This is a genomic window from Acinetobacter sp. NEB 394 (genome assembly GCF_013374795.1).
GTDB lineage: Bacteria > Pseudomonadota > Gammaproteobacteria > Pseudomonadales > Moraxellaceae > Acinetobacter > Acinetobacter johnsonii.
Map to the genome: position 1 here is coordinate 3358685 of NZ_CP055277.1, position 13681 is coordinate 3372365.

The following is a 13681-nucleotide window of genomic DNA, read 5'->3' on the forward strand; positions in this document are numbered from 1 at the left end:
GTGCAGCCCGTTTATCTATCGTCTGCACCTGCCTATGTATCAGCAGTAGTGGAATTATTGTGGATCAGCTTGAGTGGTTTTCAACAAAGTCTGTAAGTTGGCAGCTTTCGGTTTCACCAACCAGAATTTACGACTGTAGAAATCAAACTCGTTACGGATCTTGTACGCCCAAGCACTACCAGTCTCAGCAATGTGTTCATCTAAGATACGGCTTAAGAACTCTTTATGTTCTTCCATCGATTCAGTCGAAATACGATTCAGCTCAATCAGTTCGTGGTTGTAATGATCAACGAAGTCATTATCAAGGTCAAGAACGTAAGCAAAACCACCTGTCATCCCTGCACCGAAGTTGTGCCCCACTTTACCAAGTACAGTCACGATACCACCTGTCATATATTCACAACAGTGATCGCCTGCACCTTCAATTACAGCGAAAGCACCCGAGTTACGTACTGCAAAACGCTCACCTGCTGTACCTGCTGCGAACAATTTACCACCCGTTGCACCATATAAACAGGTGTTACCAATGATTGCCGTTTCTTGGGTTTGGAAAGGTGAACCTTTTGGTGGGAAGATCGACACACGACCACCTGCCATGCCTTTACCCACGTAGTCGTTCGCATCACCTTCTAATCGAATGTGCAAACCACCCGCATTCCAAACACCGAGGGATTGACCCGCAGTACCCACCAAGTTCATCTTCACTGGGTGCGCTTCCATGCTGAGGTTGCCATAACGACGCGCAATCTCACCTGAAATACGTGCACCAATTGAACGGTCACAGTTACCAATGGTGAAGTGATATTCACCTGTGGTCCCAGCTTCAATTGCTGGTAGCATTTCAGCAACCATTTTCTCAGCAAGCAAGCCTTTATCAAACGGTGCGTTACCTTCAACTTCACAGTACTGCGCCTTACCTTGCGCAGAAGGATGTGACTCCAGTAATGCGCTCAAATCAAGGTGCGCATGTTTCTCCGTTTCACCTGGAAGCATTTCAAGCAAATCTGTACGACCAATCAAGTCTTTGAGGCTTGAAACACCCAACGCTGCCAGCCACTCACGTGTTTCTTCAGCAATGAAGGTGAAGAAGTTGATGAGCATTTGTGGCTCGCCAATATAATGTTCTTGGCGTAAATGATCTTGTTGAGTCGCAACACCCGTTGCACAGTTATTCAGGTGACAAATACGCAGGTATTTACAACCTAAAGCAATCATTGGTGTAGAACCAAAGCCAAAGCTTTCTGCACCTAAAATGGCTGCTTTCACCACATCTAGACCTGTTTTCAAACCGCCGTCGGTTTGAACACGAACTTTACCACGTAAGTCATTGACACGAAGTGCTTGATGCGCTTCAGAAAGACCCAACTCCCAAGGCGAACCTGCATGGTGAATTGAAGACAATGGAGAGGCTGCTGTACCACCGTCATAACCTGAAATAGTAATGAAGTCAGCATAGGCTTTTGCCACACCTGCTGCAATGGTACCTACACCCGGCTCAGACACCAGTTTTACTGAAACCATCGCTTGAGGATTGACTTGTTTTAAGTCAAAGATCAATTGTGATAAATCTTCAATCGAGTAAATGTCATGGTGCGGTGGTGGAGAAATGAGGGTCACTCCCGGCACAGAATAACGTAAACGTGCAATTAAGCCATTCACTTTACCACCTGGTAATTGACCACCTTCACCCGGTTTAGCCCCTTGCGCCACTTTAATCTGCAAGACTTCAGCAGAGGTTAAATACGCAGGTGTTACACCAAAACGACCTGATGCAATCTGTTTGATTTTCGAGTTACGAATGGTGCCATAACGCGCTGGATCTTCACCGCCCTCACCCGAGTTTGAACGACCACCAATGGTGTTCATCGCAATCGCAATCGCCTCATGCGCTTCAGGAGACAATGCTCCTAAAGACATGCCTGCAGAGTCAAAGCGCGGTAAAATCGCTTCTACAGACTCCACTTGATCTAGAGCAATCGAGTTATCTGTTTTTAACTTTAATAAGTCGCGAATTGTTGCCACTGGACGGTTATTCACCAGCTCAGCATATTCTTTAAAGTCTGCATATTGACCAGAACGCACTGATTTATGCAAAGCATTGATTACGTCTGGGTTGAACGCATGGTATTCCTTATCAAAGACAAATTTCAGCAAACCACCTTGATCGATTGGTTTACGTGTTTTCCATGCGGTATCGGCCAATTTCTTTTGGTCATTTTCAAGGTCAATAAAGGTTGCACCTTTGATACGGCTCGGTACACCCGTGAAGCATTTTGAAACCACTTCTTCAGACAGACCCACCGCTTCAAACAACTGACCACCACGGTAAGAGGCAACCGTAGAAATCCCCATTTTTGAAAGGACTTTTAACAAGCCTTTTTCAATGCCTTTACGGAAATTCACTTGTGCTTGAATTGGGTCACCTAATAGCTCGCCTTTTGCAACCAAGTCATTGATCACATCATAAGCAAGGTAAGGATAAATTGCTGTCGCACCAAAACCGAGAATAACCGCAAATTGGTGCGGGTCACGTGCCAGTGCTGTTTCAACAATAATGTTGGCATCGGTACGTAAACCGACATTAATTAGATAATGGTGCACAGCACCAGTTGCCATCAATGCATTGGCAGGCAAGAAACCTTGACGAATTTTCTTATCAGACAACACCAATAAGGTTTTGCCGTCACGAATCGCTTGCGCTGCTTCTTCACAGATACGCGCAATTGCAGCTTCTAGACCTTCATCTTCCGCATAATTTAAATCGATATCTGCAATCTCATAACCCTTACGACCCAGCGTACGGATTTGATGCATTTTCGAATTTGACAACACTGGGCTTGAAATGATCAAACGATCCGCATGCTCAGGGCTTTGTTCAAAAACGTTTTGCTCACGACCTAAACACGTTTCCAATGACATCACAATCGATTCACGTAATGGGTCGATTGGTGGGTTGGTGACCTGAGCAAACTGTTGACGGAAGTAATCCGACACATGACGTACTTGGCGAGACAAAACTGCCATTGGCGTATCATCACCCATTGAACCCACTGCTTCCTGACCACTTTCAGCGATTGGACGAAGCAATTGATCACGTTCTTCAAAGGTCACCATAAACATTTTTTGTGATGCTTTAAGGTCGTCGCCTTTTAAGCCTTGATCACATAAATATTCTTCAAGCTCTGGACTACCTTGTACACGAACTGAGTTTTCACGTAACCATTCACGGTAAGGACGCATTTTTTTCAAATGCGTGCTGACATCTTTAGTGTCGAGCATTTTACCTGTGAAGGTATCAATCACTAGGATTTGACCTGGACCGACACGACCTTTAGAAATTACATCTTCAGGCTCGTAGCCCCATACACCAATTTCAGACGCCAGTGTGATGTAACCATTTTTGGTAATCACCCAACGTGCTGGACGTAAACCGTTACGGTCCAACATACAAATCGCATGACGACCATCTTGAATCACGAGACCAGCAGGACCATCCCACGCTTCCATATGCTTCGAGTTAAACTCATAGAATGCACGTAAATCAGCATCTAAAGTTTCCACGTTCTGCCATGCTGGAGGAACCAACATACGCAGTGCACGGAACAAGTCCATACCGCCGCCCACAAGAATTTCAAGCATGTTATCTAAGCTTGAAGAATCCGAGCCAGTACGGTTCACGATTGGATTGAGCTCAGTTAAACCAGGCAATAATGGGTTTTCAAACTTTGGCGTACGCGCCATCGCCCAGTTACGGTTCGCAGTAATGGTATTAATTTCACCATTGTGTGCAAGATAACGGAATGGCTGAGCCAAAGGCCAACGCGGCAATGTATTGGTCGAGAAACGTTGGTGGAACACCACAATATGTGACTCAAGACGTGGGTCTGCCAAGTCTGTGTAGAAGTCAGCAATCGCTTCAGGCATCATCAAGCCTTTATAGCTAATCACTGTTGAACATAATGTGGTTACATAAAATGAAGGGTCATTAGTAAGCTGCTGTTCTGCACGGCGGCGTGCCAAGAAGAGTTTACGGTTAAACTCAACTTCAGACACACCCATTGGGCAGTTCACAATAATTTGCTCAAATGCAGGAAGTGACTGCATCGCAATCGAACCTAAAGCATCGTTATTGGTCGGAATCACACGCCACGCCAATACTCGACAGCCTTCAGATTCAATTTCTTTAGTTAGAATTTGTTTTGCATGTGCTGCAATTGCTGGATCGAGGCTTAAAAACACCGTGCCGACAGCAAAAACTTCACTGAGTGTAATATCACTGAGTTTTTTCGCTTCTTCACGGAAAAACTGTTTTGGCATTGCTAAGAGTAAACCGCAACCATCCCCTGTCTTACCATCTGCAGCAATACCACCGCGGTGGGTCATACAGCTCAGACTGTGCATAGCAGTCTTGACAAGATCATGGCTTGCATCACCCTGCATATGGGCGATTAAACCAAAACCACAGTTATCTTTAAACTCATCCGGTTGGTATAAACCTTGAGCGGGAGCTACAGTATTAGGCGATGGCATGTGCATAGCGTACCCTTCTTTCTACAGGCCCTGTCGGGCGTCTAACAATCTAATTACTTCTTGCCGATTCGTTCAATTGACTCATATTCAGATTCTGATTGAAGTACAGCATTTTTTCTTCACACCCAAGATAGACTGATTTTCGTCTTTATGCATGTCTTAATTGAAAAAATGTATGCAGCAGTCACGCACTTTTATAAGGCACTTGGCCGCTACTATTTCGCTCATAAATCGAATCTTTTTTGCGCCAAAACAGTGACATCAACTCAATTCATGCACCATTAAAGCAAGTTTTATGCCAATTATTTATTTTGTGTGTTAAGCGCTTTAGTTTTATTAGGTTTGTGTTTTTTACGTAAAAAACTAGTTCGAGGATAATCCATTTATTGCACCATATCTGTGCACATATGGAATTTACATTTTTTGATGCGCCATAATGATCCAATTTTAATTAAATGGGTCGGTCACTTCAGGTTCATTTGTTTTATTTTGTGGCGCATTCTCTACGGTCGTTTGTGACTTTTGCACATCAACCACATTTCCATCCGCATCACGACGAGTAACCGTTGTCGATGTGGTCGATTGTTTATTTTGTTCAACTGCTGCACGTGCCGCTTGTTGACGCGCAGCAAGCGTAGCTTCATCAATCACAGGCACAGCGGCTGGTTTCAACTGCACGGCATAGAGCTTATTGCTAAGTCCAAGTTCATCAGAACCGAGATCATTGACATATTCAGCATAGCTTTCAATTTTTTCAACTTTGGGTTGCACCGACTTCGGCAACGTCAGTTTTAAATCCGCCAATGCCTTTTGCGCCTCATTGGCATTTTTATACACACCATAGATCAGCACATATTGCTCAATTTGGTTTTCACCCGTCAGTCTTAAGTAACTAAACGCTTGACGATCAGATTGTCTTTGCAAAAAGCGCTTAATAATCGCCTCTTCTGAAACTCTAAACAACTCAACTGCACTGTTCTTTTTATTTTCCTGAATAAATTTGGTCCCACGGAATTCAGCTTCATGCTGCGCGATTGCTACAACACGTGTCGTCATATCCAAAGGTTTTACTTCATCGAGGAATGAACCTAAATGTGCGGTTGTTGCGACTTTTTCTGGCTGAATTTGTAACTCAACTTCAGATTCAGCTTTTTTTTCAACTTCAACCACAGTCTCTTGATCTGTAATGGCCCAAAAGACTAAGGCGCCAAACAAGCATACCCCTCCGAATGCAAGCCAAATATAATTTTGCTTTGTCTGCCACTGGGTTCGAAGGGTTGTTGCCATAATAAAGTTATGCCTGCTCTTGGTTGGCTAAAATCGCCTGTTTCATCAATTCTACATCAAATGTTTTGGTAATGATGGCCTGTCCTACCGCTTGCATCAAAACCAAACGCAGTTGCCCGTTCAAGACTTTTTTATCATGAGCCATATACGCCAAAAAGTCATCGAGGGGAATCTGCGGACATACTATCGGTAAATTCGCGCGTTGAATGATATTTTTTGTACGCGCCAAATCTTCTGCACTGATCCATCCCATACGCTGCGATAAATCTGCTGCCATCACCATACCTGTTGCCACAGCTTCACCATGGAGCCATTCACCATAGCCTAGATAAGATTCAATCGCATGTCCAAAGGTATGCCCAAGATTCAATAAGGCACGCTCACCTTGCTCTTTTTCATCATTGGCAACAATACGCGCTTTATGGGCACAAGAACGATACACAGCTTCAGCCAGTGCAGCTTCATCACCCTGCACCAAATCATCTATATGTTGTTCCAACCAAGTGAGAAAGTCAGTATCCCCCAAGAGTGCGTACTTAATCACTTCTGCCAAACCTGCGGATAACTCACGTGCTGGCAGCGTTTTAAGTTGAGACATATCCGCCAAGACCACTTGCGGTTGTTGAAATGCCCCGATCATGTTTTTACCCAGCGGATGATTAATCCCTGTTTTACCACCAACACTCGAATCAACCTGTGAAAGAAGTGTCGTTGGCACCTGAATAAAATAGACCCCACGCTGGAAGCATGCTGAAGCAAAGCCCGCCATATCTCCAATCACACCACCACCTAAAGCTAAAACTGTACAATCACGGTTGAAGCCTGACGCTAGCAATGCATCAAAAATCAGGTTGAGGTGCTCAATATTCTTATATTTTTCTCCATCAGGCAAAATACAGGTTGCAACTGTTTTTCCCAACGCTTCAATTGCTGCCACGTAACGCGCTAAATACAAAGGCGCGACCGTTTCATTACTCACAATCATCACTTGGCGACCATGAATATACGGCTCAAGTAAAGCGTTTGGATCTAAATCACTACCAATAAAGATCGGGTAACGGCGTTCGCCAAGTTCAACATATAAGGTTTGCATGGATCAAATCACTTCAAAACTGAATCAAAACTACTTTAAAAGAATCAAGTTTAAGATACGCTGCGCAAGATCACGTGCAGCCCCTTGATTGGTCTCAATAATATAATGGGCAACTTCACGATATAAAGGATCTCGAACGCTGAGCAAGTCAGTTAACTTTTGTTCAGGATTCTCCACTTGAAGCAGTGGACGATTTTTATCACGATAGGTTCGCTGTAGTTGAATCTCTACAGGAGTATAAAGATAAACAACAATACCACGTTGTTTGAGAAATGCGCGATTTGGAGCCTGAGTCACCGCCCCACCACCTGTGGCCAAGACCAAGTTGGGTCGAGAGGTTAACTCATCGATTACAACCGTTTCACGACTACGAAATCCAAGCTCGCCCTCTTTTTCAAAGATCCATGGAATCGTTGCCCCTGTTTTACGCTCAATCTCATGATCGCTATCAAGAAACTCTCGTCCTAACAGTTCAGCTAAATGTCGTCCTACCGTTGTTTTTCCAGCCCCCATAGGCCCTACCAAATAAATATTTGGTAGGGTTTCAAACTCTTTGCTTGGCAAGGAGTCACCTTTTAGATTTGTTCAAATTAAAAATATATTAATGATTTCTTGAAACACTGTCATTAACAATTCGTGGTGTCACAAAAATCAATAACTCAGTTTGCGCACTAGATCTGGTGTTATTTTTAAATAAAGCACCCACTACAGGCAAATCCCCAAAAAATGGAACTTTCTCATATTGATTTTGCTTAATGTCATCAAAAATACCGCCAAGTACGACTGTTTCACCATCATCAACCAAAACATTAGTTTCAAGTTCATTTGTATTAATTAAATACCCTACTGATGTTAGTGTACCAACTGTATCTTTTTCAATTTTTAGCGCCATTTGAACTTTACCATCAGGGGTGATACTTGGAGTCACCTCTAACTTTAAGTTAGCCGCACGGAATTCGGTTTTTAAGCCTTCCGTCGCACTCCATGTTTGATAAGGAATCTCTGTACCACGCAAGATATAGGCTTTCTGTTTATCACCAGTCAGTACTTTAGGTGCTGATAACACTTCACCATGACCATCCGCTTGAAGTGCGCTTAACTCAAGGTTTAACATATAATCTGAGATCTTCAGTAAACCAAAGTTAAACGTACCAGCCGTGTTTGTTGCTAAATCCACCCCCAAATCAAAACTTGGCTGGAAATCTCCGCCCCATACTGGGCTATTGCCCAGCTTCTTCGCGCTCCACTTAATCCCCAATTCGCGAGAAAAATCTGTTGACGCCGTTACAATACGGGCTTCGACCATCACCTGTTTAACTGCGACATCCAGCAAGTCAATCATGCGACGAATCTTGTCAATATTTTGCTGCCTATCATTAATAATTAAAGTATTGGTACGCGAATCAGAAACCGCACTACCACGAGCACTCAATAAACTTTCCAAAGCTAAGGAGTCTGAACCCGCTGTTCGGTTCGACTCACCTCCTTTACTATCACGAGAGTCCTCCAATAACTTCAGTACATCCGCCGATTTAGCATAACTCAATTGAATATAATCGGTTTGAATAGGTGAAAGCTTAATACTTTGCGCGATGGCTTTCGCCTCTTCTTCCTCAGATTTAATCAGCTCAGCTACAGGTGCAATCCAAATCACATTACCATTGCGTCGCTTATCCAAATTCTTGGTTTTCATTATGATATCAAGTGCCTGATCCCAAGGTACATCTTTAAGGCGCAAGGTAATATTACCTTGTACCGTATCCGAGGCCACCATGTTAATGCCTGTAAAATCAGCTAAGAGCTGTAATACACGGCGTACTTCAATATCTTGGAAATCTAAAGAAATCTTTTTGCCCGTATAAGCACTTGGTGCTTTAGGTGTTTAGTCCCAGATTTTAATGGTGCAATATTCTCAGATAAATGGAAGGAAGCACTATGGGACAAGTTCTACACAGCAGCGCCACAACGACACAGGCAGTGCGTCGAGCAATACAAAATAGTCAAGAGAGCTTAAGAACGCTAGCCAAGCGTTACGGCATCAATCAAAAGACCGTCGCAAAATGGAAGAAACGTACTTCAGTAGATGATCTTACAACCGGCCCAAAGAATCCTCGCTCAAGCGTGTTATCGCCTGAAGATGAGGCGGCAATTGTTGCTTTTCGAAAACGCACTTTGTTGCCGCTAGACGATTGCCTTTATGCATTGCAGCCGAGTATTCCTTATCTGACACGCTCGTCGTTACACCGCTGCTTACAGCGGCATGGTATTTCACGACTGCCTGAGGTACAAGGTGATCGCCCTGTCAGGAAGCGCTTCAAGAGCTACCCCATTGGTTACTTTCATATCGACATCGCTGAGATGCAAACAGCACAGGGTAAGCTTTATCTCTTCGTTGCCATTGATCGCACTTCCAAGTTTGCGTTCACTGAATTGCATACTAAAGCCAGTAAGATGGCAGCCGCGGAGTTCATGCGCAATCTGGTTAAGGCTGTGCCCTATAGAATCCATACGGTGCTAACAGATAACGGCATCCAGTTCACGAACCGCACCTGTGATCGCTACGCCTCTGAGCACATCTTTGATCGGGTTTGTACTGAATGTGGCATTGAACATCGTCTTACCAAGGTTAAGCATCCATGGACCAATGGACAGGTCGAGAGGATGAACCGAACGATTAAAGAAGCTACTGTCAAACGGTTCCATTACGACGATCACACTCAGCTATGCATTCACCTTGCTGATTTTATTGCTGCATACAACTTCGGCCGCAGACTCAAAACACTCAGGGGCCTGACTCCCTACGAATTCATCTGCAAACAGTGGACAGATGAACCTGAACTTTTTAAAATTGATCCGATCCATCAAATGCCGGGACTAAACACCTAGGCTTCATTGGATTTTTATCTTCAGGACGCTTTAAACTAATGGTGAGCTTATCTTCTGCCTGATAAGCCATATATTCAAAACTGCCATTCGATTGGATCGTGATCAGGCCGTTACTGCCATCATTTTGTGCATCAGTGGTCGATACAGGCGTTGCGAAATCATTCACATTGAGACGGCGCGATAAGTGGGCAGGAATTTTATTCCCCAAAACGCGCACCACAATTTTACTGCCTTGTTGTTTCACATCGACAGGGGTATTGCTACCTTTTAAATCAATGACAACTTGGCCTTCGCCGTCTGAACCACGTTGGAATCCAATATTTGAAATACCTTGCTCTGAACGCGCTGCAGCAACAGGTGTTGCTAGCGCTGGGTTCGCTGAGTTAATTTTCAGAATAAAAGTATTACCTTCAACACGTGTAGTAAATGCACCAGCATCAGCCAAATTTACAGTTAAACGTGAACGCTGCGCAGCTGAAGTTACATCTACTGTACTTGCTTCAGCCGTTGCCACCGCAATACTGCCTTGTTTTAAGCTCTGCTGCGCTTTATCAAAATCCAAAACCAAACGTGATGGCTGTTCCAACTGATAGGCTTGCGGCTGTGGTGGCAAACCGTTGAACATGACACGAATTTCTGTTCCCTGTCCCGGAATTTGCATCGGCACAATATTCGTAATACTGACTTGCGCACTTGCAGCCTGCATCACCGCCATTGCAATTGCACCCATTGAAAACTGACGGAACATATGGTTCATCGTATTGCCATCCCCAAATATAAAATCTTTAGCACTATTTTTCATTTTTATTCCTTTTCCTTTTTTAAGGCGCCGGCCCAATTAATACTAGGCTTCTCGGGCGCTCGACATAGCCCTCACGCCCATCCAGAATAATTTCAATCAAATCAATTTGTGTAGCGGTGATATTAATCACACGACCATGATTCATCCCCAAATAACTACCACGCTGCACGCGTTCAATTTCACCATCCGGTGTTTGAATCAACGCCAAAATTTGTCCATTTTGTCCGCGCATGCTTCCTTTCATGTTAAGCGATTCAATCGCATAACTTTCCAAGGGTTGTAATTGGCGCGATAGGTTTAGATAGACACGCTTTCCAGCCATAATCTTCAGTTCAGCCGCTAAAGAGCTTGGCATAAACGGGCTCTTTAATTGGTGCGCAGCATAGTTAAAGGTCGGTACAGGTGGGAAATCTGGCGCTGGCTCAATCGGCAATGGTGGCTGATTGCGAATTTCAGCCATTTGCATATTGACCGCATCAATACGTGAATCACAACCGACAAGGAATAGTCCTACGCAGAGACTAAGTAAGAGGTTTTGATGTTTCATTACTTGGCACCTCCCGCATCGGCTTTCTTATCATTTTTTGTATCTTTTACATCAACATCCGTTGTAGCCGTTGCCCCGACATAACGGTAGGTTTTCGCTTTTACACTATATGAAATTTGCGGAATATCCGTCTTTTTATCATTGTTACTTGATGCTGAGATATCGAAGTCATGCAAGGTAACAATACGCGGTAAAGCTGCAATTCCACTGACAAATGAACCAAAAGAATGATAATCACCCGTCGCTTCAATGGAAATCGGCTGTTCGATAAAGAACTCTTGGCGAATTTCTGGTTCTAAACGAATATTTTTAAACTTTAATCCAGAATTTACGCCGCTCACGTTGATATCTTCAACCAAGCCAGGAATTTCAGTTTCTTTCGGCAGCTGTTCTAACTGCTGATTAAAATTGGCTTCCATTTCTTGCAATTGCACTTGATATTGCTGCAAATTACGTAATTTTGAATCTTTTTCACGAAACTCATTCAGTAAATTTTGTTCTTGTGCATGTGCATTTGAAATCGCATCAAGCTTCGGCTTAATCACGACAAAATAACCCAATGCCCCAATCACTAAAATGATAAAGATCCAACAAGTCAATTTGACTGAAAAGGGCCAACTACCGTAATTGTTTGGATCTAAGGTATTAAACTGTTGAAAAAATTTATCAACCGTCATTTTTTTCTTGGCTACAGCATGGTTTTCTGATGTTAATTCTTCAAATTCATCGCGACTCATTGTGCTGCCCCCGCTGTTGAATTATTAACTGTGCTTGCGGCTTCAGGTGTAGTCGCATCAGGCGCTACTGGCTGTGCAATCTCATCTAAATCTGCCGTGACCACAAAGGTGCCATAGGTTTCTTCAACACGTGGCACGATAGAACTTGGTGCTTTATCTTTTTTCTCTTCAGCAACCAAGAATGAATTCATAAAGGCATTGCGATACCACGCAGATGCTTCGAGATTACGTAAGAATTCCGCAACTGTATTCGGGCTTTCCGCTTTACCTTCAATGGTAAATTTATCACCTGTACGCACAAACTTAGTAATGTACATATTACTCGGTGTAACACGTACCATTTCATCGACCAAACGCACAGCCACAGGACGTTGACCTTGCAAGCCTTGGATCAACTTCATCCGTTCAACAATCGCATTTCGCTGTTCTTGCAAACCTTCCAATGACTTTAATTGGACATCTAAGTTTTGATTGGTACTCACCACCAACTGATTGGCTTGTTCTTGATCTTCAAGTTTTTGACTGTAAAAAAACCACGCCAAAGCAACAGCTAAAACCCCAACTAATGCAGCCCCAACACAATAGGCAATAAATTCTTTTTTTCGTTTCTCTCTTAACGCATCACGCCAAGGGAGTAGGTTTATTTTTGCCATTAATCAAAACTCCTCAATGCCAATCCACATGCCACCATGAGTGATGAAGCATCATTTTCAATTTTTTTAATGTCGATTTGTGGAGAAAAGCCCATCTGTAAAAATGGGTTGGCAATGGTGACCCGATAACCTAATTTTTGTTGTAATAACTTCGCCAGTCCTGGAATATTAGCATTCCCCCCTGCCAATAAAATATGGTCGATCTCATTAAATTGAGAGGACGCAAAGAAGAACTGCATAGAGCGTGCAGCTTGCTCCACTAAAGCTTCAAGAAATGGCTCAAGGACTTCAATATCATAATCATCAGGCAAAGTACGGCTTTTTTTGGCACGCCCTGCTTCCGCAAAAGATAAACCATAACGGTTTTGAATTTCCTGGGTCAGTTGTTTCCCCCCCGAACACCTGCTCACGCGTATAAATGACTTTATTATTTCCCATAACGGACAAGGTGGTCATGGTATGACCAATGTCTAAAATCCCAACGGTATTTACGCCCATTGGAAGCGTATCTGAAAAGACTTTGAATGCATTTTCAATGGCGAAACTTTCAACATCGGCAATCTTAGGCGTTAAACCGCCCAACTCCAATGCTTCGGCACGTGCCTCTACATTTTCAATGCGGGTTGCAACGAGGAGTACATTGACACGATTTGGATTGGTAAACGGTCTGGAAGGACTTCAAAGTCCAAACTCGCCTCATCTAATGGGAATGGAATATATTGCTCAGCATCATCACGAATCTGAATTTCACGTTCGTCATCGTTCATATCGGCATCCATTTCAATGATTTTAGTAATCACCATGGAAGTCGGAACTGCCAGCGCTACGTCTGTCGATTGAACATTGGCCAAATTTACCGCACGCTCAAGGGCATCACCAACTGCTTCTGGATTCAATATATTTTTTTCGACCACACTTCCTTCTGGTAATGGGACTAGTGCATAGCTCTCCACCCAATACCGATTGTTTTTAACAGAAAGTTCCAATACCTTAACAGAAGTCGAACTAATATCTACTCCTATTAACCCCTTACTTGGCTTACGATATAACCTGAGCACAGTATCATTCCTATTATTTTTTTATCCCCCAAAAAAAGTAACCCACTAATTAGTCCGCGTCTATAATTTTATACGGATACAATAACTC

8 protein-coding genes and 3 pseudogenes are annotated in these 13681 nt (G+C 43.4%); 1 reads left to right on the forward strand and 10 read right to left on the reverse strand.

Translation table 11 applies throughout. The annotated features are described in order from the left end of the window. Window positions 1-54: 54 nt before the first annotated feature. From gltB to pilQ, 5 genes and pseudogenes are all read right to left on the reverse strand, one after another. A complete protein-coding gene (gene gltB, locus HUK62_RS16385; RefSeq protein WP_171054262.1) occupies window positions 55-4530 on the reverse strand; it encodes a glutamate synthase large subunit in 4476 nt (1491 codons plus the stop codon). Window positions 4531-4977: 447 nt separating this feature from the next. Beyond that, window positions 4978-5817, reverse strand: coding sequence for a hypothetical protein (locus HUK62_RS16390; protein ID WP_005401348.1), 840 nt, complete (start codon window positions 5815-5817; stop codon window positions 4978-4980). 7 nt (window positions 5818-5824) lie between these two features. Beyond that, on the reverse strand, window positions 5825-6910 hold the full coding sequence (aroB, locus tag HUK62_RS16395) for a 3-dehydroquinate synthase (RefSeq protein WP_005401349.1): 1086 nt from the start codon (window positions 6908-6910) through the stop codon (window positions 5825-5827). 30 nt (window positions 6911-6940) lie between these two features. Further along, complete coding sequence (locus tag HUK62_RS19140) at window positions 6941-7423, reverse strand: shikimate kinase (protein ID WP_265937476.1); 483 nt, start codon at window positions 7421-7423, stop codon at window positions 6941-6943. 88 nt (window positions 7424-7511) lie between these two features. After that, window positions 7512-8774 (reverse strand): annotated as a pseudogene (gene pilQ / locus HUK62_RS16405) (type IV pilus secretin PilQ); the annotation flags it as partial. Between the two features lie 71 nt (window positions 8775-8845). On the opposite strand from pilQ, the gene HUK62_RS16410 reads away from it, so the two are divergent. Further along, complete coding sequence (locus tag HUK62_RS16410) at window positions 8846-9796, forward strand: IS481 family transposase (RefSeq protein ID WP_006582413.1); 951 nt, start codon at window positions 8846-8848, stop codon at window positions 9794-9796. Window positions 9797-9806: 10 nt separating this feature from the next. Here the strand turns inward: HUK62_RS16410 and HUK62_RS16415 are convergent. The 5 genes and pseudogenes from HUK62_RS16415 to HUK62_RS16435 all read right to left on the reverse strand — a co-directional run. After that, window positions 9807-10553 (reverse strand): annotated as a pseudogene (locus tag HUK62_RS16415) (AMIN domain-containing protein); the annotation flags it as partial. Between the two features lie 64 nt (window positions 10554-10617). Further along, window positions 10618-11145, reverse strand: coding sequence for a pilus assembly protein PilP (locus HUK62_RS16420; RefSeq protein ID WP_005401352.1), 528 nt, complete (start codon window positions 11143-11145; stop codon window positions 10618-10620). Next, entirely contained in the window at window positions 11145-11882 is a 738-nt protein-coding gene (locus tag HUK62_RS16425) for a type 4a pilus biogenesis protein PilO (protein WP_005401353.1), read from the reverse strand. Before HUK62_RS16425 ends, HUK62_RS16420 begins: the two co-directional genes overlap by 1 nt. Beyond that, on the reverse strand, window positions 11879-12535 hold the full coding sequence (locus HUK62_RS16430) for a PilN domain-containing protein (protein WP_005401354.1): 657 nt from the start codon (window positions 12533-12535) through the stop codon (window positions 11879-11881). The genes HUK62_RS16425 and HUK62_RS16430 overlap by 4 nt, the downstream gene beginning before the upstream one ends. Further along, window positions 12535-13593: pseudogene (locus HUK62_RS16435) on the reverse strand (pilus assembly protein PilM). Before HUK62_RS16435 ends, HUK62_RS16430 begins: the two are co-directional and overlap by 1 nt. Window positions 13594-13681: the final 88 nt, after the last annotated feature.